Source organism: Trichocoleus desertorum AS-A10 (assembly GCF_039962155.1).
GTDB lineage: Bacteria > Cyanobacteriota > Cyanobacteriia > FACHB-46 > FACHB-46 > Trichocoleus.
Map to the genome: position 1 here is coordinate 477,838 of NZ_JAMPKN010000001.1, position 26,420 is coordinate 504,257.

31 protein-coding genes and 1 riboswitch are annotated in these 26,420 nt (G+C 49.0%); of the genes, 16 read left to right on the plus strand and 15 right to left on the minus strand.

Annotated elements, in window-relative coordinates:
- Positions 1 to 173: 173 nt before the first annotated feature.
- Together NDA01_RS02165 and NDA01_RS02170 are read right to left on the minus strand one after the other, a co-directional pair.
- Positions 174 to 596 (minus strand): tetratricopeptide repeat protein, encoded by a 423-nt coding sequence (locus NDA01_RS02165; RefSeq protein WP_348226700.1) that lies wholly within the window; start codon positions 594 to 596, stop codon positions 174 to 176.
- Between the two features lie 118 nt (positions 597 to 714).
- Complete coding sequence (locus NDA01_RS02170) at positions 715 to 1,068, minus strand: HesB/IscA family protein (RefSeq protein WP_190433816.1); 354 nt, start codon at positions 1,066 to 1,068, stop codon at positions 715 to 717.
- 448 nt (positions 1,069 to 1,516) lie between these two features.
- Between NDA01_RS02170 and NDA01_RS02175 the strand changes: the two genes are divergently transcribed.
- The 3 genes from NDA01_RS02175 (at position 1,517) to NDA01_RS02185 (ending at position 5,187) form a co-directional block, all read left to right on the plus strand.
- The gene (locus tag NDA01_RS02175) at positions 1,517 to 3,145 is read left to right on the plus strand and encodes a DUF6930 domain-containing protein (RefSeq protein ID WP_348226701.1); all 1,629 of its coding nucleotides are present in this window, start codon (positions 1,517 to 1,519) and stop codon (positions 3,143 to 3,145) included.
- Positions 3,146 to 3,201: 56 nt separating this feature from the next.
- A complete protein-coding gene (gene zds / locus NDA01_RS02180; RefSeq protein ID WP_348226702.1) occupies positions 3,202 to 4,677 on the plus strand; it encodes a 9,9'-di-cis-zeta-carotene desaturase in 1,476 nt (491 codons plus the stop codon).
- Between the two features lie 66 nt (positions 4,678 to 4,743).
- The gene (locus tag NDA01_RS02185; RefSeq protein ID WP_348226703.1) at positions 4,744 to 5,187 is read left to right on the plus strand and encodes an SRPBCC family protein; all 444 of its coding nucleotides are present in this window, start codon (positions 4,744 to 4,746) and stop codon (positions 5,185 to 5,187) included.
- Between the two features lie 117 nt (positions 5,188 to 5,304).
- On the opposite strand, the gene darG is transcribed toward NDA01_RS02185, so the two are convergent.
- The 4 genes from darG to NDA01_RS02205 all read right to left on the minus strand — a co-directional run bounded on the left by darG (position 5,305) and on the right by NDA01_RS02205 (position 8,273).
- Complete coding sequence (gene darG / locus NDA01_RS02190) at positions 5,305 to 6,327, minus strand: type II toxin-antitoxin system antitoxin DNA ADP-ribosyl glycohydrolase DarG (RefSeq protein WP_348226704.1); 1,023 nt, start codon at positions 6,325 to 6,327, stop codon at positions 5,305 to 5,307.
- A 3-nt stretch (positions 6,328 to 6,330) separates the two neighbouring features.
- Positions 6,331 to 6,906 carry a DarT ssDNA thymidine ADP-ribosyltransferase family protein gene (locus NDA01_RS02195; RefSeq protein ID WP_348226705.1) on the minus strand — a complete coding sequence of 192 codons (576 nt, stop codon included), beginning with the start codon at positions 6,904 to 6,906 and terminating at the stop codon, positions 6,331 to 6,333.
- A gap of 84 nt (positions 6,907 to 6,990) precedes the next feature.
- Positions 6,991 to 7,863, minus strand: coding sequence for an ImmA/IrrE family metallo-endopeptidase (locus NDA01_RS02200; RefSeq protein ID WP_348226706.1), 873 nt, complete (start codon positions 7,861 to 7,863; stop codon positions 6,991 to 6,993).
- Between the two features lie 35 nt (positions 7,864 to 7,898).
- Positions 7,899 to 8,273: a helix-turn-helix domain-containing protein gene (locus NDA01_RS02205; protein WP_348226707.1), complete on the minus strand. Its 375-nt coding sequence runs from the start codon at positions 8,271 to 8,273 to the stop codon at positions 7,899 to 7,901.
- Between the two features lie 238 nt (positions 8,274 to 8,511).
- On the opposite strand from NDA01_RS02205, the gene NDA01_RS02210 reads away from it, so the two are divergent.
- From NDA01_RS02210 to NDA01_RS02220, 3 genes are read left to right on the plus strand one after another with little or no spacing between them, the layout of a single operon-like run.
- Positions 8,512 to 8,766: a hypothetical protein gene (locus NDA01_RS02210; RefSeq protein WP_348226708.1), complete on the plus strand. Its 255-nt coding sequence runs from the start codon at positions 8,512 to 8,514 to the stop codon at positions 8,764 to 8,766.
- Positions 8,742 to 9,068 carry a hypothetical protein gene (locus NDA01_RS02215; protein ID WP_348226709.1) on the plus strand — a complete coding sequence of 109 codons (327 nt, stop codon included), beginning with the start codon at positions 8,742 to 8,744 and terminating at the stop codon, positions 9,066 to 9,068. Before NDA01_RS02210 ends, NDA01_RS02215 begins: the two co-directional genes overlap by 25 nt.
- A gap of 5 nt (positions 9,069 to 9,073) precedes the next feature.
- A complete protein-coding gene (locus tag NDA01_RS02220; protein ID WP_348226710.1) occupies positions 9,074 to 9,712 on the plus strand; it encodes a hypothetical protein in 639 nt (212 codons plus the stop codon).
- A gap of 23 nt (positions 9,713 to 9,735) precedes the next feature.
- Here the strand turns inward: NDA01_RS02220 and NDA01_RS31810 are convergent, their stop codons facing one another.
- Complete coding sequence (locus NDA01_RS31810) at positions 9,736 to 9,921, minus strand: hypothetical protein (RefSeq protein ID WP_431193293.1); 186 nt, start codon at positions 9,919 to 9,921, stop codon at positions 9,736 to 9,738.
- Positions 9,922 to 9,960: 39 nt separating this feature from the next.
- Here NDA01_RS31810 and NDA01_RS31815 point away from each other — a divergent pair, with 39 nt between their 5' ends.
- Positions 9,961 to 10,170, plus strand: coding sequence for a hypothetical protein (locus tag NDA01_RS31815; protein WP_431193294.1), 210 nt, complete (start codon positions 9,961 to 9,963; stop codon positions 10,168 to 10,170).
- 145 nt (positions 10,171 to 10,315) lie between these two features.
- Here the strand turns inward: NDA01_RS31815 and NDA01_RS02230 are convergent, their stop codons facing one another.
- The 4 genes from NDA01_RS02230 to NDA01_RS02245 form a co-directional block, all read right to left on the minus strand.
- Positions 10,316 to 10,729, minus strand: coding sequence for a hypothetical protein (locus NDA01_RS02230; RefSeq protein ID WP_348226711.1), 414 nt, complete (start codon positions 10,727 to 10,729; stop codon positions 10,316 to 10,318).
- A 133-nt stretch (positions 10,730 to 10,862) separates the two neighbouring features.
- Positions 10,863 to 11,102: a 2Fe-2S iron-sulfur cluster-binding protein gene (locus NDA01_RS02235; RefSeq protein WP_190433797.1), complete on the minus strand. Its 240-nt coding sequence runs from the start codon at positions 11,100 to 11,102 to the stop codon at positions 10,863 to 10,865.
- A 176-nt stretch (positions 11,103 to 11,278) separates the two neighbouring features.
- Positions 11,279 to 12,748 (minus strand): cobyric acid synthase CobQ, encoded by a 1,470-nt coding sequence (cobQ, locus tag NDA01_RS02240; protein ID WP_348226712.1) that lies wholly within the window; start codon positions 12,746 to 12,748, stop codon positions 11,279 to 11,281.
- Positions 12,749 to 12,795: 47 nt separating this feature from the next.
- Positions 12,796 to 13,206: an Npun_F0494 family protein gene (locus NDA01_RS02245; RefSeq protein ID WP_348226713.1), complete on the minus strand. Its 411-nt coding sequence runs from the start codon at positions 13,204 to 13,206 to the stop codon at positions 12,796 to 12,798.
- A gap of 212 nt (positions 13,207 to 13,418) precedes the next feature.
- A riboswitch (guanidine-I (ykkC/yxkD leader) is annotated at positions 13,419 to 13,555 on the plus strand.
- Between the two features lie 88 nt (positions 13,556 to 13,643).
- On the opposite strand from NDA01_RS02245, the gene NDA01_RS02250 reads away from it, so the two are divergent.
- The 3 genes from NDA01_RS02250 to hypB are packed head-to-tail and all read left to right on the plus strand — an operon-like array spanning position 13,644 to position 16,007.
- Positions 13,644 to 14,840 (plus strand): agmatinase family protein, encoded by a 1,197-nt coding sequence (locus NDA01_RS02250; RefSeq protein ID WP_348226714.1) that lies wholly within the window; start codon positions 13,644 to 13,646, stop codon positions 14,838 to 14,840.
- A 3-nt stretch (positions 14,841 to 14,843) separates the two neighbouring features.
- Positions 14,844 to 15,233, plus strand: a complete 390-nt coding sequence (hypA, locus tag NDA01_RS02255; RefSeq protein ID WP_348226715.1) for a hydrogenase maturation nickel metallochaperone HypA — start codon at positions 14,844 to 14,846, stop codon at positions 15,231 to 15,233.
- Between the two features lie 51 nt (positions 15,234 to 15,284).
- Positions 15,285 to 16,007, plus strand: a complete 723-nt coding sequence (gene hypB, locus NDA01_RS02260; protein ID WP_348226716.1) for a hydrogenase nickel incorporation protein HypB — start codon at positions 15,285 to 15,287, stop codon at positions 16,005 to 16,007.
- A 77-nt stretch (positions 16,008 to 16,084) separates the two neighbouring features.
- Here hypB and NDA01_RS02265 read toward each other — a convergent pair whose 3' ends face one another.
- Entirely contained in the window at positions 16,085 to 16,336 is a 252-nt protein-coding gene (locus tag NDA01_RS02265; RefSeq protein ID WP_190433785.1) for a hypothetical protein, read from the minus strand.
- A gap of 313 nt (positions 16,337 to 16,649) precedes the next feature.
- Here NDA01_RS02265 and NDA01_RS02270 point away from each other — a divergent pair, with 313 nt between their 5' ends.
- The 4 genes from NDA01_RS02270 to obgE all read left to right on the plus strand — a co-directional run bounded on the left by NDA01_RS02270 (position 16,650) and on the right by obgE (position 20,704).
- Positions 16,650 to 17,087, plus strand: a complete 438-nt coding sequence (locus NDA01_RS02270; protein ID WP_190433784.1) for a peroxiredoxin — start codon at positions 16,650 to 16,652, stop codon at positions 17,085 to 17,087.
- Between the two features lie 357 nt (positions 17,088 to 17,444).
- On the plus strand, positions 17,445 to 19,073 hold the full coding sequence (locus NDA01_RS02275; protein ID WP_431193295.1) for a C39 family peptidase: 1,629 nt from the start codon (positions 17,445 to 17,447) through the stop codon (positions 19,071 to 19,073).
- Positions 19,074 to 19,187: 114 nt separating this feature from the next.
- A complete protein-coding gene (locus tag NDA01_RS02280; protein ID WP_190433782.1) occupies positions 19,188 to 19,448 on the plus strand; it encodes a hypothetical protein in 261 nt (86 codons plus the stop codon).
- A gap of 155 nt (positions 19,449 to 19,603) precedes the next feature.
- A complete protein-coding gene (gene obgE / locus NDA01_RS02285) occupies positions 19,604 to 20,704 on the plus strand; it encodes a GTPase ObgE (protein WP_348226717.1) in 1,101 nt (366 codons plus the stop codon).
- Here the strand turns inward: obgE and NDA01_RS02290 are convergent.
- On the minus strand, positions 20,691 to 22,520 hold the full coding sequence (locus NDA01_RS02290) for a serine hydrolase (RefSeq protein WP_348226718.1): 1,830 nt from the start codon (positions 22,518 to 22,520) through the stop codon (positions 20,691 to 20,693). The two genes, obgE and NDA01_RS02290, sit on opposite strands and share 14 nt — an antisense overlap.
- 236 nt (positions 22,521 to 22,756) lie before the next feature.
- Positions 22,757 to 23,611 carry an RNA methyltransferase gene (locus tag NDA01_RS02295; protein WP_348226719.1) on the minus strand — a complete coding sequence of 285 codons (855 nt, stop codon included), beginning with the start codon at positions 23,609 to 23,611 and terminating at the stop codon, positions 22,757 to 22,759.
- Between the two features lie 133 nt (positions 23,612 to 23,744).
- Between NDA01_RS02295 and NDA01_RS02300 the strand changes: the two genes are divergently transcribed.
- Positions 23,745 to 23,909, plus strand: a complete 165-nt coding sequence (locus NDA01_RS02300) for a DUF2256 domain-containing protein (protein WP_348226720.1) — start codon at positions 23,745 to 23,747, stop codon at positions 23,907 to 23,909.
- A 90-nt stretch (positions 23,910 to 23,999) separates the two neighbouring features.
- The gene (locus tag NDA01_RS02305) at positions 24,000 to 24,947 is read left to right on the plus strand and encodes an isoaspartyl peptidase/L-asparaginase (RefSeq protein WP_348226721.1); all 948 of its coding nucleotides are present in this window, start codon (positions 24,000 to 24,002) and stop codon (positions 24,945 to 24,947) included.
- A gap of 73 nt (positions 24,948 to 25,020) precedes the next feature.
- Here the strand turns inward: NDA01_RS02305 and glmU are convergent, their stop codons facing one another.
- Positions 25,021 to 26,388: a bifunctional UDP-N-acetylglucosamine diphosphorylase/glucosamine-1-phosphate N-acetyltransferase GlmU gene (gene glmU, locus NDA01_RS02310; RefSeq protein WP_348226722.1), complete on the minus strand. Its 1,368-nt coding sequence runs from the start codon at positions 26,386 to 26,388 to the stop codon at positions 25,021 to 25,023.
- Between the last annotated feature and the right edge of the window lie 32 nt (positions 26,389 to 26,420).

Below are 26,420 nucleotides of genomic sequence, written 5' to 3' on the forward strand. Positions count from 1 at the left end.
TGTTAAAAATGAACCAGCGATAAAGCTAAAAGCTCAGCTTATCGCTTAGTTCATAAAATCTTATCATTAGATTTTCGGATTTATCGTTAAGTTGTTTGAGTAATTGTTGAGCGATATAAATAGACAGAGAGTTTTATATCTCTAAACGCTCAATTCATTACCACATGAAGCTCCTAGGCCTCGAATAGCCACTGCTGAACTCGCTGCAAACTCTTCCAATCGGGTTTTCTGCTTAATCCTTCTTCAAGATTTTCTTTAACTTCGTCCTCTAATTCTTTAGCCACCATCATGATCTGTTGAGCTAACTCGATATGATCACGGACGCCTTTTTTGGAGGTTTCCAGCATGGCGATCGCTAAATTCACTTGGGCTTGCGGATCTTGCGGATTGAGTTTGACTGCTTTTTGCGCTGCATTGTAAGCCTGGGTATGTTTGTTATCTAAGAGATACAGCCAAGCCAAGCAAGTCCAAGCAGGGCTACTTTTGCGGGCCCGCTCGCAAATGTCTTTGAACACAGGAATTAAGGTGTCTGGGCCTTCTCCTGCCTTGTAGCGTTCAATGCTTGCATCAAAAAGATCTTCAATGGTCTGAGTCATATCAGTTCAAAACTTGAATGGTTGAGATGGCAGCAATAAATTAAACCATGCTGAGGGGAGCATGGTTCGTAGTTTTGGACTAATTTTGGGCTACGGTTCTAAACTCAAAGCTGGCTAATTAAGCTGAGAATGACTTCCCGCAACCACAAGTCTGAGAAGCGTTGGGATTGGTGAATTGGAAGCCACCGCCAATTAAGGCATCATTGTAGTCCAGCACTAAACCATATAAGTAGAGCAAACTCTTGCGATCGCAGATGACTTTGAAACCGTCATAGTCAAACACGTCATCGTCTTCACGAATATCCTTGGGGTCAGCAAAATCCATCAGGTAAGACATACCAGAACAACCGCCATTCCGGACTCCTACCCGCAGGCACAGATCCTTACCTTGCTTTTCTCGTAGCGCAAGCACTTGGCGGAGGCCATTTTCCGTTAGCAAAATTCCTTGTTGAGACTGAGTTGCTTGTGTCATTGCTTGGTGTGACTCCTTATGCTTCTTAAAACGTAGATTGCTTCAGCTTTTCAGTCTATTTTCTGAAGGGTATTTCAGCTAAATTGGTTGTACCAGCCAAACCCCTCAAACTCGGTGTGATGGTTCTACTCTAGATCTTAACCTCGATAGCCGATTGCTCGAACGCGATCGCACCTGAGCGATTGCAAACTAGCCATGTCTGCTGTGCTTTTCCGTTGTGCCCTTAATGGCTTAGGTTAAGTCAGATTTAGTACGATAAATTCTCTAGTAGAAGTTTTTTGCATAGGTCGCTGGCATTGCCATTGGCGCTGCAAGGCTGACTGGGCAACAACCCCTGAATTTTGCTTGCTTCTCAGCTCTGCCCGATGAGCCCCACGTTTCAGCTTTAATATGGCTACCATTGAGCTTTCCCCTTTGTCCTAGCCTTCTATAATCACTGGTTCGGTCTATGACTACTCTGACTCCCCCCACCTGTCGTCGCCTGCAAAACTTGCAACAAATTCCTAGTGTTTGGGAGGGCGATCGCCGTCCATTGACTGATAGCGCAGCGGCAAGTGTTGGGGCAGAGCTGAAAGGGGAAGGGGAGTGCATTCTCTGGGTAGACGGTTCGCAGGCAGTGGTGCGAGCGATGGATATTGTGCCCTTAGAAACAGGTGCAGAGGCGGTGGTTCGAGCCCTTTTGCAAGCAATGGAGCATCCTCATAGCCCTGCCTTACCAGGTCGTCCGCAAAAGATTGTGGTGCGCGATCGCGAACTTCAGTTTTTCCTCCGGGGTGTTCTCCAAAATCTGGACATTGTGATTGATTATGTGCCAGACCTACCCCTGATTGATGAAATCTTTAAGGGCTTTCAAGAAGCTGCTAGCGTCCGCCCTCCTCAACTGCCTCCAGCCTATGCCAAAGCTTTGACTGAAAAAGCTTATGAGCTTTGGGACGGTGAGCCTTGGGAAATTTTAGGCGAGCACCAAATTCTAGCGATTGAGATTAATCAATGGGATGTAGAAACGCTCTATGCTTGCGTCATGGGCATGATGGGCATGGAATATGGCATTCTGCTCTATCGTTCGCTGGATTCCCTGAAGCAATTTCGTCAACAGATCCTAAACCAAGACTCAAGCGATCACATGGAATCTGCGTTCCTAAAGCAAGATTGCATGTTTATCACCTTCGAGCAGACGGAAGATGAAACTGACGACGAAACGCTTGATTTGTCAGAATTGCCACCTTCGGAAGTACAACCTAGCTTTGGCAATTTGCACCCACTGGAGCGCATGCGATCGTATTTGTATGAGGAAGAAGCGATCGCCTGTTCAATTGCCGCAGAAGCGCTCCATCGCTTTTTTCGTCAGCATGGCAAAAAACTATCGCTCGATCACTTCCCGGCTATTAGTAGCCGCTACCGCATTCCGTTGGCTGAACTAGGCATAAAATCCAAGCAATCACAGATTTCCGTCCAAGTTTCTACCTTGCCCGATGTTGCTGCTGAATTAGCGGCATTGACAGATGACGAAGACGAGGATTTAGACTTTCCAGTGCTGCGCGACGATTTGGTGCCCAAGGATTGTCTACGCTGGTTAGAAATCTTGCCTTGGGAAACCGTCGAACTTTTGAGAAAAGACTCAGGCTTTTATCAGCTCGCTGATACCCGCGTTGAAGCAGTAGGTGAAGGTCTCCCTGTCGTCTTCATTCAAACCTCGCAGCCTAAAGCCAAAGCTTTAATCCAAGGCCTAGAAGCGGCAGGTGGCCTGAACGCTATTTGTTTTAACCCTGGTGAAGATCCGTTCGCGGGGACAACCTACGACTTAGGGGTTCTGCAAACTAACAACGGAGAATTGCACCTATTTGAAGAGTTTATTGAGGAAAATGCTGCTTACACAGCCGCCCGCAAGAAATGGGAGCGAGTTTGTAAAAAAACGAAAGGCTATTGCGGCTTAGTGATTGCTAAAGGAGTAACTGGGGCTTCCCGTGGCCAACCACCCGTCAAAGACATGCTGGCGTTGATGGAAGCGCGATCGCTCTCCGCCGAAGAACTAGGCATTGGCCCAATGGAGCTGAAGTTAGAGATCGATTGGGTCTGAACCTCACTTGCTCACTCTGTCTTAAAATATGTAAAGCAATTATCAGGAAAGGCAGAATGCGAGTTGCGATCGTTGGGGCGGGGCTTGCTGGCATGGCCGCAGCCGTCGATTTAGTCGATGCAGGGCATGAAGTAGAGATTTTTGAGTCTCGTCCGTTTGTCGGTGGCAAAGTTGGCAGTTGGGTAGATGCTGACGGCAACCACATCGAGATGGGCCTGCATGTGTTCTTCTTTAACTACGCCAATCTGTTTGCGTTGATGAAAAAGGTTGGCGCATTTGAGAACCTGCTACCCAAGCAACACACGCATACCTTCGTCAATCGCGGCGGTATTGTCAAAAACCTTGATTTCCGCTTCCCAATTGGCGCACCTTTTAATGGCCTGAAAGCCTTTTTCACCACCGGACAGTTGTCGCTTCTCGATAAGCTGCAAAATGCGATCGCCCTCGGCACCAGCCCGATGATTCGTGGCTTGGTCGATTACGAAGGCGGCATGAAACAAATTCGGGCACTCGATCGCGTCAGTTTTGCCCAGTGGTTCCGTAGTCATGGTGGCTCGAATGGCAGTCTGAAGCGGATGTGGAACCCGATCGCCTACGCTCTGGGTTTCATCGACACGGAAAATATCTCGGCTCGCTGCATGCTGACGATCTTCCAGATGTTTGCAACCAAAACTAAAGCCTCCAAGCTGAATATGCTGAAAGGTTCTCCCCACGAGTATTTGCTCAAGCCGATTGTGAATTACTTGGAATCGCGCGGCACCAAAATTCATACCCGCCGGGGTGTCCGCAAAGTCCTGTTTGAAGACGCAGGCGATCAAACCAAAGTCACTGGGTTAGTGATCGCCAACGGTGATAACGAAGAAACTGTTACCGCTGATGCTTATCTCTGCGCCTGCGATGTACCGGGGGTGCAACGCCTCCTACCTTCCGAATGGCGGCAATGGTCCGAGTTCGACAATATCTACAAGCTCGATGCGGTTCCTGTAGCGACGGTTCAACTGCGGTTTGATGGTTGGGTGACGGAACTACAAGACCCCCAAGCTCGTAAACAATTAGAGCACGCCGCCGGAATTGATAACCTGCTCTACACGGCTGATGCAGACTTTTCTTGCTTCTCCGATTTGGCGCTGTCTAGTCCTGCCGATTACTACCGTCCGGGGCAAGGGTCATTGTTGCAGTTGGTGTTGACTCCGGGCGATCCGTTTATTAAACAGAGTAACGAGGCGATCGCTCAGCACGTCCTCAAGCAAGTGCATGATCTGTTCCCCTCCTCGCGAGAACTGAACATGACCTGGTATAGTGTCGTCAAATTGGCACAATCGCTGTACCGCGAAGCCCCAGGCATGGATCCCTACCGTCCACCTCAAAAAACTGCGATCGCCAACTTCTTCCTGGCAGGGAGCTACACCCAGCAAGACTACATCGACAGCATGGAAGGAGCCACACTGTCCGGGGGACAAGCCGCTAAAGCAATTTTGGCTAGTTTTTCTCAAGTGGCTGAGAACCGCCAACCTATCGCAGTTAACGCTTAACTCACTAGCCCCCTTAATAAGGGGGGTTGGGGGGATCTAACTCACCTTCATCAGCGAGATCCGAGCATGTCTGATTGGCTAGAACATAGCGTCCAAGTTGAAGTCGATGTCCCCATTGAGTTGGCCTGGAGCCTCTGGTCTGATCTGGAGCAAATGCCCCGCTGGATGAAGTGGATTGACTCGGTGAAAGTGCAGGAGGACAACCCAGATCTGTCTCGCTGGAAGCTAGCCACAGGCGGTTGGACGTTTAGTTGGCAATCGCGCATCGTCAAAATTGTGCCGCAGCAAATTATTCAGTGGGAATCGGTGGATGGCTTGCCCAACCGAGGCGCGATTCGCTTTTACGATCGCGGTAACAGCAGCATCGTCAAACTCAGCGTTTCCTACGCTATCCCTGGCATCATTGGCAAATTGATGGACAATCTATTCTTGGGAAGAGTGGTGGAATCTACCATTCAAGCCGATCTAGAGCGTTTCAAGCAATACGCACTACTGCAAGCTAAAACATAGATAGAAGCCTAATTGTGTTGATCTAGAGTGAAGTAGTAGATTCTCGACTTACTTTTGAAGAATTTAATATTTGTGGCTGGAGCGCCTAAAAAATAACCTTATCTTACCGAAGTCCAACTATGGTCTAACTAGGTTATAAAGACCCATCAGGTTTAATTGAACAATATTTTTAACCATCAAGAATTCGAGCGCTTCTAAAACTTCTGCCTCATTAAACTTGTTAGCTTTTTCGTCTGACCAGGCCTTGATTTCTTTAATAATATTATTGAATGTCAGCTCTTTATCTGGCTCTAACAATGAGCAGATTGTTGCAATAAGTTCTAACTGTTTATCAGTAGAAATCTCATTAACGAAATCAGTGGCTTGTTCAATCGGCTCACCAAAGTCTTTCATCTTTTGATCTGTAGCTTTGCTAGTAACTATATTTAGTACTAGCTTGAGTGCTTCTTCAGTAGGTATTTGGTAAAAATCCTGAAACTCTTTAATGTCTTTAGTCAAAATATCAATAGAGTGGGCGTAAGGTCCATATTTATGTTTGTAAAACTTGAAGTAATTTTTTCCCAAGAAGATATTCATAAAATAAGCAGTCTTCTGAAGTCTTAGCTTGTTAAAACGTTTTAGTTTTAATTTGAACTTCATTAGAACTACATGGGACACATTTAACTTCGGAGCCTCTACACCTCTAGCCTTAAAGTAAGTAGATGGTTCATAAATAAAAACATCAACTGAGTTGGAAAGGGGTTCAAGATATTCAAGTATGACTGGCCTAATATCGGACCAGTTCAGTCCGCCATTGCCACATCCTAATGGTGGGATGGCAATGGATTTGATACTCAAACTGTCAATTAAATCTATTAACTCTGACAATCCTTGATGAATGTATTCATGCTTAGATTTTTCCCTCCATTTGTTCTTGGTAGGAAAATTTAAAATTAGCTTATTGTCTTCACAGTAATAATGAATTTTACCTATTCTGAGCTCTCCACTCTTGCATGCCTTAATATATTCACTATTATTTTTAGGAAATCTCAACTTAAACTGGTAGGCTATTCCTTTACCCATATAGCCCTCGCAGTTAACTGTATTAACTAAACATTCCGCTGTGGATTCTAAAATGTTGCCAGTGGTGAATTGCAACATACCTTAGTCCAAAAACATGCAGGGGTTGACATTTATGTGAAATGGAATGGCACCTATAATCTCATTAGCCATATCTCTCACATATTCTTCTAAATCATCGTCTCTAACATAGATAGAGTGAAATTCAGTTGGCATAATTGATACTGGAGATATGCATTCTGCCATACATATATTTCTGCAATTTCTATCTAAATAATCCCTTTGATCCATTATATCCCACTCTATTAAATCAATGCCTTCTGTGTAGTCATAAAGGGTTAAAACATTCATTGACTTAGGATGCCTGGGGATGATTTTAAAATTGCTTTTCTTTGCGAATTCACGATGAATACAGATGTAAATAAACTCTTTCTCTGGATTTCTTTTTTGAACATCTCCATCAAAAGGGTTTTGGCTAAAGAAATGAAAGCGGATATACTTCGTTAATCCATGTTCTGCACTAAAGTCAATCAAGTCTGGATCGGCTACATCATCAAATTTCTCAAGTTCATTGCGCGCCAATAAACCATTTTCTAATATAGATAAAAGATTATCGAGTGAAGTTAAGTGATATAGGAGTTTTTTGGATTTGATGGACATAACCAAGTAAAAAGAATTTTTCTTGTTTTTAATTAATTAAACTAATTCATTACTTGAATCGTAGAATCCTTTTAGCCTATACTTCTAGATTATTTCAGAATCAAAACTATTAAGTAAATGTAATAAGGATAAAACGCACAGCTTCTTCCCTAACTGTATAGGTATCGCTTCTACGTAACAATGAATTAGCCCATCTCCCAGATCTAAAGTTTCAGATCCTGCCTGAGGCTGTCCACTGTGAAACGCTTCAGCAATGAGGGAGTCGTGGCGGATTGACTTGTTTTTGGGAATGAAGCCGCTGCTCCAACCTTGAGCCTTGGCCCGCCACCACACGCGCAGTTTCTTTTTGGGTTGTGGTTTCGTGGGGAGGCAACCTTCTGCTTCCCGACGGCGTAGAGCCCGGTGCCACATTACTACCGCGTAAGCTCCAGATTCGTGTTGCACCATGCGGAGTAAAGTGGCGAGCAGCGAGGTTTGGTAGAGATTTGCCAGAATTTGTCCGGTGCGGAGGGAAAACCCGAGACTACGGAGTTGGGGCAAAAACGAAGAGGTAGGCATCAACAACTCGGCGGCTCCGCGATCGCACAACTGCTCTTTTTGCTCAGCCTGCCAGGGTAGTTGAGTGTTGATGCCTTGCAATAACCGCTCCTGAGCATCAAACAACAACTCCATTAGCTCATGACCTTCGGTGAAGCGCTGCCGTACCAGAGGGTCATCTTCTTTGATCAGAATCAAGCCTGCATTACTATCTACCAAAATGCCTTGCTGATCAGCTAACGGTGCCCGCAGAGGTGTAGGCATGCCAAATCCTTGATAGATGCGTAAGAGATCGATCGGTGGTTCGTCGCTCAACCCTGCTGATTGCCGCAGAAATTCGACATAGCGGAACACATCCTGCTCAGTTTGCAACAGCCCATGACGGGACAGGAAAGCTTTTCCAGGATGCCTGTACTGCATGGAACCGTTTTGCCTCACTCACTGGATTACTGGCGCTACTTACCAACGGTCATTTTAATCACGTTATAGAGCAGTTCCCATTTTTCTGGGGTGGTGGGTTGCTGGCCTCGATACTTGAGCCGCGCCAACATTAACACATCATCCGGGGGGAGGTCTGCGGTTTGGGCAAACTCCGCCAAGCTCGACGGCAAATCTGCCATTGCCTCCAAGGTTCCCGTTTGCTCCTGTTTCAGCCCTAGCATCGAGGTGAGGCGTTCCATCACTTGCCAGGACAGATTGGTGGCCTGCCCGCGCTCAATTTGCGACAGGTAGTTGCGGGAAATTCCTACTCGCTGTGCCAATTCTTCCTGGCTGAGTTTTTCTTCTCGGCGGCGATCGCGCACCTTCTTACCAAAGTCATCAGTTTCCATTGCATTGACAGTTAGGACAAGGTTTTGACAACTATAGTTTGCAAATTTAGTCTACTGGCTTTACATTTTTCGAAGTAAATGCCATAATAGTGTTCAGGAAATGTAAACCACAGTTTGCAATCCTGATTTCACTTTAACAGAAATCCCTCCGAAACATTTCCCGCCGCGAGTTTGAGTTAGTTCAAAACAAGTTCTTTCCAGATTCAGTGATTCAAGTTCTAGTTCTAGGAGATGTTTCATGACCTCAGGTGCCGTCGAAGATAGCAAAGCCAAGATTTTAGAAGTATTTCAACAGATTTTGGCGGAGCGGCAAACCGTGAGTCCAAGGTCACCACCAAGGAAGAAGAAGTTGAGCGATCGCGCACCATTGCCACCGACGATTACGAAGCCAAGAAACGCCAGATTGAGCGAGAACTGCACGAAACAGCTCAGGCCAAAGAAAAAAATTGGTCAGAGCGGGAGCGGATTTTGCCAGCGAACCAAACGCAGCTAGAAACTTATCGCCAAAAAGCCGAATCTTTCCCCACAGAACTGGAGGAAGCGATTAAGAAATCTAGAGAAGAAGGTATTCGCGAAGTTAAGCAAGACGCGAAGGTCAAAGCGGATTTGTTCGAGAAAGAATGGGAAGCCACCAAGCAATCCTACGAACTGCAAATCCAATCTCTCGAAGCTAAAAGCCAAAGACAAACGGAGCAAATCACCGAAATTTCAAATCAACTTCAAGCTGCAATGCGTCAGGCTCAAGACCTGGCCATGCGTGCCTTTGAAAGCTCCTTCAATCGCATGAGTGCCTAAATATTATGCACCGTAGGGGCGAAGCATTCGACCACAATTCTTTGGTCGTTGAGTTAATGCTGCTATCGAATGCTTCGCCCCTACAAAGATTTCTCCATAAGCCATCGATCTTGGTGCAATTCATGAAGCAATTACTTTGCGGTCATACCTCACATCGCAATGAGGCGATCGTGGAACATACCTTTTATGTCAGCGATGAACACCGAACTTATGCCTGGAATGGTCAATCTCCTTTAGATGTTCGCATTGATGCTGTGATTGACGTAGCATCTGCCTACATTCATCGAATGAGCCACCAAAAACCTAAATTTCAAAAACTAGAGCTTTCCTCTCAAGTGCTGAGAAATGGTGAAAAGTATTACTACTTTCTCGTGATGTTTGAGCCTCCCTGGTGGGACGATCCAGACGCAAAGATTTCTGGAATCACAGAGGCGATCGTGACGCTAGATTACAAAGTTATTGAGCCAGAAATTCATCATTTCACAACTGAAGCAGAATACCAACGCCATCGAGTTCTGCAACGGTTACAACATCAACTCGGAAGCCTGGAACCAGCCTTAGAACAGCAAGTTTCTCGCCTTTCTACCAACGTACTTTGGAGTTTAGACACAGCTCTCTGGATTTCAATAGTGAGGCTGATTTGACAAATTGGTTGGAAACTCACACTTCACAGAGCCGTAAGCGCAAGAAATGACGTCAGCGATCGCACGAAAAACAGCGGACCGAGCAAGAAATGGCGATCGCTGAATATAAGAAACAATTTGCCGAGTTGAAGGAAAAGGTGGAAGGCTTCCCCAAAGAGTTGGAGGCGGCGATCTAACGCGCCAAGGAAGAAGGCAAGGGCATTGCTCATCACCAAGCCAAGGTCAAAGCAGATTTGTATGCCAAAGACATGGAAGGGAACAAGCGCAACTATGAATTACGCATCCAATCCCTACAGGAGACCCGGATTCATGCTCTCTCGCAACAGCTTAGCGCTGCCCTCAAACAGGTTCAGGATTTGGCAGTCAAAGCGATTGAAGGCGCAGCAAATGTCAGTTCCTTCCAAGCCATGCGCGAAATCGCGATTGAGCAAGCAAAGACTCAGACCAAGAACAAGTAACCACACCTCAACGTTCTATACGCTGTTGCTCCGTTGTTTGCGATCGCTCTCTAGCCAGTTTCCCGCTTCATAACCCTGCGTCACTCAGTGATTTAATGGGTCAGTTGGGGTATTGATCTAGAAGCATTTGCCGTCCAAACGTAGGTTATTGATCTTCTTGCAACAGTTGATACTGCACTCGCAACTCTGGTGACTCGGTAGCGGGTGCATCCTGAACCAGCAGAGGCGTGGTTTCAACTACCGCACCGGACGAGCGATCGAGAATCACGTCCACGCGATCGCCTACGGTCCAATTTCTCGGTAGTGGTTCTAGCGCTAGATCTGCTTGGGGGCTAGAAGTGGTATTAGTGTTGGAGCCAGTGGATGAAACTAACGGTCGAGGCGATCGCCCAACGGGGAAATCTTGGCTGATGCTACGACCTTGAACACCGCGTAGTGATTCTCCGGAGAGCGTAAAGTTACTAGTCGCCACTTGCCTAGGAGGTTGGGCAGAAGCCGCAGGCAAGAAGCTTAGGGTGAGTAAACTTGCTCCCAAAATGGCGAAACCCCTGGGAATCATGATTCTTGATCTCCTGATTAGTACTGTTACCAATTAGGGTAAGCAGCAAAGAATATTCCTACGTCTCTCAGGAGAGGCAAGTGATTGTTAGTTTGGCATCTCCCCAAGGAGATACTTTCTCTGCAAAAAGAATTTACCAGCTAGGATCGGAGAATAGTTGAATGGTGAGTTGCGATCGCCCTGGTGGGACTGCTGAGATACAGCTCCGTATCGTTTCTCCGCCTTCAATTTCTACCTCACAGGCGTGGCAAGACCCCATCAGGCACCCCGTGGGAATGTCAACGCCCGCTCTGTCAGCCACTTCCAGTAATGATTCTCCTGGCTCTGCCTCAATCGTGACATCGTCTGGTAGAAAGCGAATGCAAACACTCATGACAAAACCCTAAAATAAAGCTAAATCTAACGGCATTCTGACGAGCCAGCCTTTACTGTATAGCTTAAGGACAAATGGGTACGTTGCACCCAAAGGGTTAGGGACATTTAGCGCACCTTGAATAGAGGGTGCGCTTATTTTTTTAGCTTGCTCAGAGAAAGGCTGACTGTGCCTCTCTAGGGAAGAATGGGGCCTAAATCCAAGTGTGATTCAACCTGAGTAGCCAGAGCATCTAAAAGGGCTTCTCGTTGTTCTCGGTAATTGGAAATTCCGGTTGGCAAAGACTTCAGACCGCGCTGCTGTCGGAGGCGATTTAGCCAAGCTCGCCGCCAGGGGCCATTGTCGAACAAGCCATGCAGATAGGTGCCCCATACAGACAAGCTCTTGTCCACTACTCCCAAATTGGCATCTTCAAATAACAACTGTACCCCTTCCCCTTCCATCACCTGGGTTCGGCCTTGATGGATTTCATAACCTGAAACAGGCAGTCCAGTTTGAGGAAAGTTGGAACTGACTAGACGCTGGCGAGCTACTTTTTGCCCTGTAATCACGGTTTTGAGGGGTAACAGCCCCAGGCCCTTATAGCGACCTTCATGCCCCTCCAGCCCTTCGGGGTCTGCCAAAATTTTACCCAGCATTTGGAAGCCACCGCAGACTCCGAGGACGGTGCCACCGGCTGCAGCATAGTTCTGAATTTCTTCGGCCATGCCAGTTTTTTGCAGAGTCAGCAAGTCAGCGATCGTGGCTTTAGAGCCAGGAATAATCACCGCATCTGGATAGCCTAAAGAATCTTTTGGACCCACGTACTTCACGGTGACGGTTGATTCTGACTCCAGTGGGTCAAAGTCAGTAAAGTTAGAAATCCGAGGCAGGCGGACCACGGCGATTGTTAGATCACGATTGCTCTGGCTGGTACGACGCTCGAACAAATCTAGTGAATCTTCGGCTGGGAAACCAGAGTCTTCCATCCACGGAATCACACCGATGACAGGAATGCCTGTGCGCTCCTGCAGCCAATCGATCCCGGATTGCAGGAGCGATCGCTGACCGCGAAACTTATTGATGACAATGCCACGAATTAAAGCGCGCTCATCAGGGTCTAGGAGTTCTAAAGTGCCGATGATATGGGCAAAAGCGCCACCGCGATCGATATCCACAACTAAAATGGTGGACGCATTCAAATGTTTTGCCACCCGCATATTAGTCAAGTCGCGGTGCTTGAGGTTGATCTCGGCAGGACTGCCTGCTCCTTCGCACACCACTAAGTCAAATTCTTCGCCCAGCCGTCGCAACGATTCTTCAATCGCCTGCCAACCTGGTTCAAAGTAATGCTCGTAATAGTCGGCTGCACTAACTTTGCCTACCGCTCTGCCTTTGAGAATCACCTGGGAAGTCATATCTCCCTGAGGCTTGAGCAAAATTGGGTTCATCTCAATGCGAGGGCTGACCCCTGCGGCCCAAGCTTGTACGGCTTGAGCGTAGCCAATCTCCCCTCCGCTTGAGGTTACGTAAGCGTTAAGAGCCATGTTCTGGCCCTTAAAAGGAGTAACCCGCCAACCGCGACGGCTCAGAATTCGGCACAAAGCCGCAGTCAGTAGCGATTTTCCAGCGTGGGACGTAGTGCCCACGATCATAATGGCTTTCATCCGAGGTCCTCGCTGGCTATCCCATTTCAATCATTCATCAGCACCGACTAAATAGGTAGTCTTGCCCAACGGTTCAAGGCGTTATAGAGGTGGTCCCATAGCGTTGCACTAGGCCAATTTCCTCCTTGCAGTTGCCACTGCTCTACGATTTGCCGACCGAGGGGCGTGAGCCGAAAACTATCCGTCAAACCCTGCCCATCTACTTCTCGCCGTAGCACTCCCACTTGGATTAACCATAGCAAAGCACTCTCAGTCTTCAATTCTGATAGTGGCTGGCGTGTATATTGCTGCTGTACTCCAGTGGACCCCGCGATCGCCTGTAGGGAGACGCTTTGCTGGTGCATGGTGACAAACAAGTAGCCCCGAAATGGAGCACAACGCATGGCCTGCTTAGCCCGCTTGATGGTTCGGCTGGGATAGTGAATGGTTCTAGAACGGTTGGGATTGACTACAGTCATTGAGAAGCACAAGGATGTTGAGTCAAAGATCAAGCTGTAACGCAGCTAGCTGAAATTACAGTTGCTTGCATTATCTCCTAATCTTAGATTCTCAGCGATATCGCCACCAGTCCGGAAGGTCTGTCAGATTGCCTTCAGGTTTCGCGATCGCAAAACTTTGTATTTTCCAATACACAATTGCTTTTGTGCTGTTGCTAGAACTATCACAACAATTTAATTGCTTCTAGGGTTCCGGTTTTAGTTTTGATGGCTCAAACGTCTGGTCCGAGAGAGGCAACCAGTCTTTAGTATTTCGGCAATTTTGTAGAAACACTAGCTGGTCACACGGCGGGAAAAAAGCCCGGGAGGTACGTAGCAGCGTTGAACTGCTATGGCTCTCCTGGGCTTTTGTGTTGCAGTTTTCTCTGTTTTTTAGTCCACTCGCATCGCCACAAACCATGACTGAAGATTCACTTTTTCGAAGTCCTAATGGCGACTCACCGCAGCGCCAAACTGAAGCCAATCGTGCCCTGGAACTAGAGACACAGTTGCCCCTGACTGGCTGGCAACAAGAAGTCTCTAGAGGCTTGGAGTATGGTTTAGAAGCTGCCGAAAGTATTCGCGATCGCACCATCCCCACTTTCTCTCGCGGAGAATTGCCGCACTATGCAGGCATCAATACTTTTCTCAAAGCGCCTTATTTAGAAGATGTGAGAAGAGTCGGAGAATATGATGTTGCGATCGTAGGAGTGCCCCATGATTCGGGTACGACCTATCGCCCCGGAACTCGCTTTGGCCCCCAAGGAATTCGCCGAATTTCAGCGCTCTATACTCCTTACAACTTTGAACTGGGCATTGACCTCAGAGAGCAAATTACACTCTGTGATGTAGGGGATATTTTCACCATCCCTGCGAATAACGAGAAATCATTCGATCAGATTTCCAAGGGGATTGCCCACGTTTTTAGCTCGGGCGCTTTTCCCATCATTATGGGCGGCGATCATTCAATTGGTTATCCCACTGTTCGCGGAATTTGTCGTCACTTGGGAGACAAGAAAGTCGGCATTATTCACTTCGATCGCCATGTGGATACCCAAGAGACTGACCTAGACGAGCGCATGCATACCTGCCCTTGGTTTCATGCCAATAACATCAAGAATGCACCCCCTAAAAACTTGGTGCAGTTAGGCATTGGAGGCTGGCAAGTGCCTCGGCAAGGCGTGAAAGTTTGCCGCGAGCGGAACACCAACATCTTGACTGTCACAGACATTATGGAAATGGGCCTAGATGCAGCCGTAGAGTTTGCTCTAGAGCGGGCTATGGATGGCACTGACTGCGTGTACATTAGCTTTGACATTGACTGCATTGATGCTGGATTCGTCCCTGGTACAGGCTGGCCCGAACCCGGTGGCCTCATGCCGCGCGAAGCCCTCTATCTTCTAGGCAAAATTGTCCAGCGTGCCCCCGTTTGCGGCCTTGAAATCGTAGAAGTTTCGCCTCCCTACGATATCAGCGACATCACCTCTCTCATGGCGACTCGCGTCATTTGCGACACAATGGCTCATTTGGTCCTGTCCGGGCAGCTACCCCGCAAAGAAAAGGCTAGTTTCATTCATCCCGAGGCAACCCCAGAATTGGTCGCGGAGTGGAGCTAAGGTATGCACGAAACTGATATGACCAAGGCGCTAATTCTCACAGTTAAGGACTGGTGGGAAGCGCAGCCAGAACAACCTAAGGTAAGCCGAGTTCACCTAACTGTGGGCAAATGCACTTGTGTGGAACCTGTCAGTCTGCAATTTGCCTTTGAAGTGCAGACTCGTAACACCTTTCTTGAAGGCGCAGAACTGGCGATCGCAGAGATACCCCTGATTGCTTTCTGTCACCGTTGCCAGGCGGAATACGCCCCCGAAATTGGCCTGCAATATGCCTGCCCCCAATGCCAATCCCCAATGGAAGACATCCGCTCTGGCCGCGAACTCAAAATTGACCGCATCGAATACTCTTCCGATACGGCTGATTCTGACCCGGCTGATGTAGCGATCGCCTAACCCTTCCTTCTGACCTCTCACTCCTCACCCCATTACCTCTCACTGAAACTCATGCACCAAACCTTCGACGCTGCCCTCGGCATTAACCTACTCCACGCCAACCAAGCTGGAGCCGACCACAATCGGGCTCATTTTGATCAGTGGGGCATCACCTGTTTCAACCTCATGAGCAGTCCCGGTGCTGGCAAAACAGCCCTACTAGAACGGGCTCTAGCCGCTTTAACCAGTGAGCTAAAAATTGCAGTGATTGAAGGTGACATGACCACCGAACTAGATGCCGATCGCTTGCGGCAGTATGGCGTTCCAGTCATTGCCATCAACACAGGGCGCTCGTGCCACCTCGACTCCAAGATGGTAGCAGGCGGTTTGCATCAGTTTTCTCACCAATACAACCCCAATGAGTTCGATTTGGTTTTGGTGGAAAACGTGGGGAATCTAGTTTGCCCAGCCGAGTTTGAAGTGGGAGAACATGCCAAGGTCGCGTTGCTCAGCCTCACCGAAGGTGAAGATAAGCCACTGAAATATCCGGTGATGTTCCAAGAAGCTGACTGCTTGCTGATTACCAAGATGGATTTAGCGCCCTACTTGGAAGTGGATATTCAGCAAATTGTGGCAAATGTACGGCAGATGAATCCTCACGCCACAATCATTCCGGTTTCCACCAAAACTGGGGAAGGCTTGGAGGCCTGGTTTGAGTGGGTACGCACCCAAGTTGCGCTCCCTAAACCCAGTGTCAGTGATTCGGAAAATGTAGAGCTAGCTGCTACTCATTAGCATCGAATTTAGCCTTGGATGAGGCGATCGCGTCGCTTCAAGTCGACTGTAGGCAATTCCTGTGGAGCCTGAACGAGTTAAGCAGCGCGATAAAACTGGTTTACGTGTAACACTACTTCACCATGCTCAGGTACCCAAGCTAGCCACTCATCTTCAGACTGCTGACAAATTAGCAAAGCTTCGTCATAGCTAAAAGTGCTGGGAGGCTGGAGCAAATGCACCCAAGTAGAAGCTTCGGCTTCGGTAGGGGCAGGAGCCAGACCAGGGAGCCAGCAAAAGTTAGCAGTCTGAGCAAAAGCAGTTTGGGAATATTGCATTTGAGCTTTCATAAGTCAGTTTCCTTAATTTGAGTCTTAACCTGGGCTTTAGTCTGAGATTGAGTAGCAACTGCTAAATCAACTGGCAAATTGCTATCAGCTAAGCGACTTTCCCGCTAAGAACTAAAAAATATTTCTGTAACAAAGACTACAGAATATCAAAGTACTTGATCAAGCGCCTGAAGTATAACTTTACGTTTTACGGTTCAACCTCAAGGAATAGGCAGCGATCGCCCCCTTTTGGAATCACTCCCGCTAGGGCTGTAAAAAGCTCGGTAAGTTACAATCTGGAACTGAACCTAGAAACCAGAAGGAAGCCAAATCTATGCCTTTATCTGTTGGCGATACTGCCCCCGCATTTACAGCCAAAGACACCAACGGTAATACTGTTTCGCTGTCTGACTTTGCAGGCAAGGCGGTTGTGCTGTACTTCTACCCCAAAGACGATACGCCCGGTTGCACCAAACAAGCTTGCAGCTTCCGAGACAACTACAGCCAGTATCAAGGCAAAGACATTGTGGTGCTGGGTGTCAGCATTGATGACGAAACCTCTCACCAGAAGTTTACAGAGAAGTTTAATCTCCCCTTCCCTCTCCTCGCCGATGTCAACGGTGCCATCACGAAAGCTTACGATGTCGATGGGGGTGGTTATGCCAAGCGTGTCACCTACGTCATCGGCAGCAACGGCACCATCAGCAATGTCTACACCACTGTGAAGACCGACACCCATGCAACTGATATTTTGGCTGACTTGGGTGTATAGCCCCTAGCACTGCGTTAGTGATTTTTGATTAGTACTGTTTAATTTCATTTATGTTGTTAAGTCCCAAGGTTGCCATCATCTTGGGACTTTTCTTTTCAGCCTTCTGCCAGATGGGTGTCAGAGCAGCAACAAGTAGCTTAGCGCTAGGAGTGCCTGACCTAATTTTTGGCATGTGTCGGAAAGTATTCCATTCCAACTGTAGTTGCCCTAAGTGCTTTGCCTCTGCCCCTGCCTCGAGTGAGCAATCAGAAGCATAGCTATTCAGAATTCAAGTTGAAGGGTGCCACTTCCATAGGATGAAGTCGCCACTCTAGACAGAAGACTAGAAGAAAGAGTCATCCACCGACTGAGGACACTATGACCAACCCCCAAGCCCAGAATCCCCCCAGTACTCCAGCCGTTGCTTCTGCCCCACCCGCACTTACCTATAGTGGCCCCAGAGAGGTTTTAATCAATCAAGCCGTAGTTTTGAAGGGAACCTACGACCCGTTGCGAATTGCCAAAGTCTCACTAGCCGCAGAAGACAAGTATCCCTTGGAAGTGACGGTGGATGCTCAAAAGCGCACTTGGCAGGTGAACTTAAACCAAGGCTTTAAGGCGGCAGGCTCTCGCTGGTTAAAACTCAAAGGCACCGACAGCGCTGGCAAGCTGGTTGACGATGAAGTGATTTACCTGACTGTCAGCACCGACCCGATGACGGTAGGCCAGTCGCTAACCTTAAAAGTCTTGCGAGATACCTTATTTAAGTTTCGTGCCATCGACTCAGCTCGCCTCAACGCTCAGCAGAAGGTAGCTGTAAAGGCAGGCCAAACTTTCAAGGTTAGTCGCTATGGGTCAGTGGATGGACATCTCAAAGTGGTGCTTGACCCGCCCATTGCCCCGATTGGAGAATTTGGCTATTTCTTTGAGGAGCATGTGCAGCTCAGCAAGGGAGCACAGGTTTTCAAGTTTAATATTAGCGATGTTCCTAACACACCTTTAAGCGCTCAGGTTCTGGTTACGCAAACCACCTTAATTAAGGCTCAGCCTGCTGATTCTGCCTCATTAGCAGCCAACCAAAAAGCTGAGTTGTTACAGGGCCAAACTTTACAAATTACTGGATACGCTGCGATCAAAGGTCACTTCCGGGTGTCTCTGGCTACTCCAATTCAGGGTTTGGGTCAAACGGGCTATATCTATTGGGAGCACATTCAGATCAAGCACAACAATAAAGTTGTGTCTTTTGACCCAGACGCCCTCACAGCCACGGTGCTCAAAACCACTGTGTTCAAAAAACGTCCGGTTGATTCCGCCAGTCTGCAAGCTTCAGAAAAGTTCGCGCTAACGGCAGGCAGTGTTTACGGGGTGGCAGGTTACGCGATCGCCGATGGCCATATCAAAGCCTCCCTCACCGAAGAGTTGCCTCAGTTTGGCAACACGGGTTATCTCTTCCCTGACTTTATCCAGATGAAGCGGGGCACCAAGCCTTTCAACCCGATGCCTCCCCAGGTGGAACTGAATGTTCCTTACTTTTCCCAGCGAGACAACCCCCGCTATTCCTGGGCGACTTGCAACGTCACCTCGATCGCGATGATTTTTTACTATTACGGACGGCGATCGCAAGGCGGCCAATTAGAGGATGAACTCTTGCAATGGTGTCTCAACCGCTACGGGCAAGGATCGCAAACCGATAATGCGGTTCTCTCAGAAATGATTAAGGCCTATGGCTTCAAAACCAGCTTTAGCACTACCCGCAACTGGGCAGCCGTAAAGGATGAACTGATCAATGGTCGCCCAGTGGTCATGGGGGGAGACTTCACAGCGACTGGCCATATTGTTTGCGTGGTAGGTTACACGGCGCAAGGCTTCATCGTAAACGACCCCTGGGGCGATGCTCTGTCTGGTTACTACGACACCGAAGGCCGTAAGCTGCTTTACCCCTACAGCTACATGGATCGAGTCGCAGGTCCAGATGGCAATGTTTGGGCGCACTTCATTGCTCGGTAATTTATAGCGATTGGTGGTTGTTTGTTAGCGGTTGAATTTGGCTAACTGCTACTCCATAACCGCCATCGCTCCCCAAGCTAAAATCTGGGTACTGTTCAGCGATCGGAGTCAGCGATGCCTCGGTACAACCCCTACACCCTGCAAATGCAAATTACGCGCATGTTTGAGCAGGGTCAATCGCTCTTTGCCACAATGAAGGTGCAAGACTGGCTACGGGAGCGCAACGAAGATCCTGCTGCCTACGAGATTTTGTTTCATCAAAAGCCTGCCCCTCCAGGTTCCCAGGAAGTCTTAGTGGTCGAAATTGAGCTGAAGCGGCGCGACGGTCAACCTGTAGATGGGTGGCTACAACAACAGGTCAACGAACATGGCTAAGTGATCTAGCCTGAAGAGACGATCGCCATCACCGCTGAGATTGTTACGCTCAGGAGAGACAGTCATGGTACAGACAATTCGAGCTGAAATTAAGTCAACTCAAGGGAGAAGTAGTTACCTATGATGGATAGATAAACGCTTCAGTTTTCATCCCCATGCAATTCATTGATCAAGCAGAAATTCAAGTTCAGGCGGGTAACGGCGGTGATGGCTTAGTCGCCTTCCGGCGTGAAAAGTATGTACCCGCAGGGGGGCCTTCTGGTGGCAACGGTGGTAGAGGCGGCTCCGTGATTCTGAAGGCAGACTCGAACTTGCAAACCCTGCTTGATTTTAGATACGCACACATCTTTAAGGCGGAAGATGGCGAGCGAGGTGGACCCAACAACCGCACAGGGGCATCAGGGGATGACAGAATCATTGAAGTTCCTTGCGGCACAATGATTTATGATGCCGTGACGGATGAAATAGTGGGCGACTTGATTACACCTGGGCAAACCTTTTGCATTGCTCAAGGTGGCAAAGGCGGGCTGGGTAATAAGCACTTCCTCAGCAACCATAACCGCGCTCCAGAAAGAGCCTTGCCTGGCTTACCTGGGGAGTCCCGCTTGCTGCGACTGGAGTTAAAATTGTTGGCGGAAGTAGGGATTATTGGCTTACCCAATGCGGGCAAGTCTACTTTGATTTCGGTGTTATCTGCTGCCCGACCCAAAATTGCCGACTATCCCTTTACGACCTTGGTGCCCAACTTAGGCGTGGTGCGTAAACCAACGGGAGATGGCACAGTGTTTGCCGATATTCCTGGCTTAATTGAAGGAGCGCACTTGGGTACAGGTTTGGGCCACGACTTCCTGCGCCACATTGAGCGGACTCGACTTTTACTCCACCTCATTGACGCAACTACTGAAGATCCGATCGCGACTTATCACGTCATTCAAGATGAGTTGCAAGCTTACGGTCGGGGGCTCAGCGATCGCCCGCAGATTATTGCCCTCAATAAGATGGATGCCATCCAGAATCAGGAGGAAGCTGCACAAACCTTGGAGGCTGTTGCAGCCCACTTAAGAGAACTGAGTCAAGTTCCGGTTTTTCTGATTTCAGCCGTAGCGCGCATCGGTCTAGAGCCTCTGCTGCAAGAGATTTGGCAGACTCTAGACCAAATGGCAGCGGAGGAAGCAGCAAGTCTCTTGGAGGATCTCCCCCCGGAGCTGGCTGAAGATCTTTCCCAAAGCCTCTCGGAAAGTCTTATTGCTGATTAAACCCTGGTGGTTGGTTAAAAGTGCTGGGAGCAGCAGGAGCCATGGGACGGCCTTGACCTGGGACATTGGCGGGATTGCCCAGTGGCATATTTCCTGCTGGGCTAGGCATACCCACTCCGGGCCCCGGAGTCATAGTGGACCCCGGCAGAGTGTTCGCAGCTCCCCCCAATTGGCTGAGATTGTTGTAGGTGACGCGGGAAATTTGGCGAATTAACTCTGAAGCTTGCCCGTCGTTGAAGGGACGTTTGACCAAAGCGGTAATGACGTATCGCTTACCGTTGGGCATGTCAATTAAACCGACATCTCCAATCAGCGAACCAATATCTCCAGTTTTATGGGCAATGGTGGCACCTTCTCCTAAACCGCGGGGCAGCAAGGTATCGGTTACGGTGCGCCGCATAATGTCAAGCATGCGATCGCGCGATCGCATCGACACCAAATCCCCTTGATTTACCCAGGCCATCAAGGTGGTTAAATCCCTAGGGCTGGTTGTATTAGTGCCTTGTAAGTCAGGTAGGGGGTTGTTAATTACCGTCGCTGTGAGGCCCCAAGATTGAAAGCGTCGATTGAGCGCAGCAACCCCACCCAAGCGAGCAATTAGCATGTTGGTTGCTGTATTGTCGCTAATCGTGATCATTCGGGATGCGGTGTCTAGGGCACTAAATTTTGTCCCTGGAGGTTGATACTGCATATCGCCTGACCCAGAGCCAATCAACTCAGGCTTCATCGTCAGAAGCTCGTCTAGGCGAATTTTGCCAGCATCCACATCTTGAAAGAAGGCTACTAAGACTGGAACTTTGATTGTGCTAGCTGCTGGAAAGACGGCAGTTCCATTCAGGTCTACATAGGTCGTCGTATCTAAATCGATCAGAAACACGCCTGGGGTTAAACCGGAGGTTTGTCTGGTTAACCCTTGAATCTCAGCTTTCAGAGGGGCAGCTTCTTGGCTTAACTTCAACGGCATCGGAAGTTTAGCTGAGTTACCCACTTTTGCCTGTTGTTCAGTCTGGCTCTTAGCGTTGATAGCCGTTTGAGAGGCTCCAGCCATAAAGCGGCTAGGGTCTAGAGTAGAGAGCAAAGTGCCAGCAATTACCCCAATGCCTAAGCCCAAAATCAACAGGCGAGTGCCATACAGCAAAGGAGATACTGACCGCCGAAGCTGCGATCGCTGAGCTGCCTTGCGCTTCAACTCAGCAATTGACTGAGCTGTGGGTTGGGAGCGGTGCAGTTTAGGACTGCGTTGTCGAGTGCGCTTGCCTGATCGAGTTCTGGAACCCGATGAATTGCCTGGAATGGGGCTGCTGACTTGAGTTTGTCGCTCCGAGAGGGGGGAATTTTTTGCGCCTATTCCTCTAGCTGCTTCTCTGGTTGCTGCTTTGGGGGTGAGTGGCAGTAAGCGATCGCGCCAAAGACTATCGTCGATTGAGTTAGAATCTCGCGGTCCGGGGAGACGCTGAGCATTGTTAGACGTGCGTAAACCGCTTTCTCTGGCTGAACGTCGGGTTGTAGGTGCGATCGCGCTACTTCTTGATGGCGATACGACCAGTTGCCCGTTTGTCCTAGCGGGGGGCAGTAAACGCCGCTCTGGTTGGCCTGACAACAGTTGCTTTAAGTTGAGACGTAAGTGTGACTGAGATCCCGCTCGATGGCTAGCCCGCTGCTGCGATTGCGTAGGAGCCTTAGGCATGGTGCCCTGAGCGGAAAGCAAATTTTCGGGTTGGCTAGGCAGTCTTTTCGCAACTTCTTGTTGCTGCGATGCCTGCAACATTTGGCGACGACGGTGCCGACGGCTCATAGTGCTACCTTGATCTGTCATTAGCGAGCCTCCCGACACAACACATTAAACTGTAAACCTCTAGCCACACCAATCCCCTCATTTCTCATTGCGGGCGTTGAGCAACGCTGCCGTTAGGTTAATCGTATTTGCGGTTAATTGCACAAATTTGGATGAATTTTAACCTTGTTCGGCTGCAACTGCACCTCATGACTCGCGATCGCTCCCTCTTGTCTAGGTTGTGCCTATGTTGAGAGGACTCCAAGAGAGCCTTCGGCTTATACTTCTTCGTACTTCTGACTTTGCTTGAGCGCCCATTCCATTTGACTGAGAATACCCCGCAACATCGCTACTTCAGCAGCCGAAAGCTCAGCTCGATTAAATAATCGCCTAAACTTCTCCATGCGACTGGTTGCAGTATGCGGGTAAAGATAACCAATTTTCAAGAGCAAAGTTTCTAACTGTTGGTAATACCCTTCTAAGGATTCTAGGGGAGCCATCACTGGGGTGTTTGCGGGTTCAGGCGTTGCTAGGGCGGTTGGTTTGGGGGCGATTGGCGGGATTCCACTGAGTTCTGCGCTGATCTGAATAGATTGATATAGCTCATAACAACAAACTGCTACTGCTTGAGCTAAGTTCAGCGACGGATAAGTTGGGCTGGAGGGAATGCGAATGAAGCGCTGTGCGTAGTTCAGTTCCTCATTACTCAACCCGCGATCTTCTGGCCCAAAAATTAAGGCTGATTGCCAAGTATCCCTTGGTGTTGCATGTGAGCTATTTTCCGGCTCTGCTTCTTCAACTTCCCTAGCTCCGGGTAATAGCCAAGGGAGAGCGGTTCGGGGATGCTCCAACTCAGTTTCTAAGGTGCGACTCCGGGCTGTGGTTGCGATCGCCCGCTGGCATCCTTGGAGAGCAGTCGGCAAATTTGGGACTACGTGAGCTGTGGTGAGAAGATCTACTGCATGAACGGCCATCTGGCGTGCTTCTGGTCCTAGGGAATCGCAATGCGGATTAACTAACACCAACTGTTGCAGACCCATATTTTTCATCACACGGGCGATCGCACCTATGTTGAGCGGACCTGCGGGTTCCACCAAGACAATTCGGACTTTGGTTAAGGCACTTTCAGACATGTAAAACCAGGAATAGAGGGTAAGTAGCCAAGGTTTTAGTAGACTAAGCCTGGAGTTATAGGTTATTTCCTAAAACAGCCTAATCTACAACCGTACCCTACGGCTCACCGTTTGATTTCTAGATGCTTTAACTATGGGACGTGCTCGCTCTAAGTCCGATTTACCGACTAAAATTTGTCCGGTTTGCCAACGTCCCTTTACCTGGAGAAAGAAGTGGGAAGGCTGCTGGGATGAAGTCAAATACTGTTCAGAGCGGTGTCGCCGTCGTCGTAGTCAAGCTCAGTCGCTAGATTCATAGATCGTGGAGTTGTCGGGTGGGCTAGCGATCGCGCCAGTTTCGCCAGTTTGAGCCAGTTGAGTCTTATCTAATTTAATAAAGGTGCTAGTTATGTCACGGGTGCAGCCAAAGCTAATTATTCATGGAGGAGCAGGTAGCTCCTTGAAAGGTAAGGGAGGAGCAGACGCATTACGACAAATTCTTTACGGCATCGTGGAAGAAGTTTATGGCCTCCTCAATCAAGGAGCCAGCGCCCAAACTGCTGTGGTTCGGGGTTGTCAGCTTCTAGAAAACCATCCCCGTTTTAATGCTGGCACTGGCTCGGTGCTGCAATCCGATGGTCAAATTCGCATGAGTGCAGCGCTCATGGATGGCGCAACTCAACGCTTTAGTGGTGTGATTAACGTTTCTCGGGTAAAAAATCCAATCAATCTGGCTGAAACCTTACAAAGCGCTGCCGATCGCGTGCTTTCTGATTATGGAGCTGCTGAATTACTACGCGAACTGCAAATTCCTCCTCATGAGCCTTTAACGGAGCTACGGCTACAAGAGTGGATTCAGGAGCGGCAAGGCAACTTTTCCAAAACAATGGCGGGTGTCGTCGCAGAGGAACTTGTTGCCGATAGCAATGCGGGGCGCGGCACGATTGGAGTGGTCGCGCTCGACAACCAAGGTCATCTAGTAGCTGGCACCTCAACCGGGGGCAAAGGTTTCGAGCGGGTGGGCCGAGTCAGCGATTCTGCCATGCCTGCGGGCAACTACGCCACCACTCATGCAGCCATTAGCTGTACTGGCATTGGGGAAGACATTATTGACGAGTGCCTCGCCGCGCGGATTGTCGTGCGGGTTACCGACGGCTTACCCCTACAAGCTGCCTTTGAGCGCTCCTTTACTGAGTCTCAACAAAATCAGCGCGACTTGGGTGCCATTGGAATTGATGCCAATGGTGCGATCGCTTGGGGCAAAACCAGTGACGTACTTTTGGCTGCCTATCACAACGGCGATCGCATCGGAGATACCTTAGAATTAGCGTCTGGAATGGTGGTAGGTACGACGTGAAGAGAGGCGGGGAGTAAGGAGTGGGGGGAAAGATGAAGGAAGTCAAGACTTCAGACTCCTTACCCCTCACTCCTTACTCCTCACTTTCAGCCTGCGGTTTCATCCGCCAACCTGCTCTCGTTACCTGACGGGCACGGGCAATCACCAGCGAATCATCGGAGACATCTTTGGTCACGACGGAACCTGCTGCCACAGTGACATCTGCCCCCAAGGTGACGGGAGCTACTAGTACGCTATTGGAGCCTGTCTTGGTGCGATCGCCAATCACGGTCGGATGCTTGTTCACTCCGTCGTAGTTGGCGGTAATCGTTCCCGCACCAATATTCACTCGTTCACCTAGCGTCGCGTTACCGATGTAAGACAGGTGAGCTACGTTGGTGCGATCGCCCACAGTACTGCTCTTGATCTCGACAAAGTTACCAATACGGCAGCCAGAGCCTACTTCCACATGGCCCCGGAGATGAGCATAAGGACCAATCCGAGCCCCAGATTTCACGGTGCTGTCCGTCACGACTGAGTAGAGCGCTGTTACATTCTCACCAATCTCGCTGTTCTCAATCAAGCTACCAGGGCCAATACGAGCGCCTGCACGAATGGTGGTTTTGCCGCGCAAGTGGGTTTGGGGTTCAATCACTACATCCGGTTCAATCTGTACGGTTTCATCGATGGTGATGCTGTCTGGATCTACCAATGTGACTCCGGCAGCCATCCAATCGTCTTTTACCCTGGCCTGCAAAATCTCATAAGCGCCCGCCAACTGCTTACGATCATTGATGCCCAAAATTTCTTGATAATCTTCTACATCTACCGACATGACTGGCTCTAGGAAGCTTACGGTGTCTGTCAGGTAGTACTCTTGTTGGTCGTTGTTTGCTTTGAGCTGGGGCAGTATCCGCTCTAGGTCAGGCCACCGGAAGCAGTAGACTCCCGCATTGATGCGATGATTTTGCTTCTGGGCAGGACTACAGTCTCGGTCTTCTACAATTTGCTTCACAATGTTTTGGCTATCGCAGAAAACCCGCCCATATCCTTTAGGATTGGGCAGTTGAGCCGTCAAAATTGTGGCGGCATTTTGGTGCTGCTGATGTGTTTTTAACAACTGTTGCAATGTTTCTGGCCGCAGAAGTGGCACATCTCCATTCAGCACCAGCAAGTCATCTTGGAACCCTGCTAGATGAGGCAACAGCTGCTGAATTGCATGCCCTGTGCCCTTTTGCTCTGCCTGTTCCACAAACTCGACATCGCTAAAAGATGCTAAAGCTTCCTGGACAAGATGCCCTTGATAGCCGACGATAATGATTCGTCGAGATGGCTCAATATCAGACAAACTATTCAGAACCCGTTCCACCAGCGATCGCCCACCCAGACCATGCAAAACCTTGGGTAGGTTCGACTTCATGCGTGTTCCACGTCCAGCCGCTAAGATTGCTACCGCTACCATTCCCTTCAGATTCCATCTGTTCCACCGGAGTA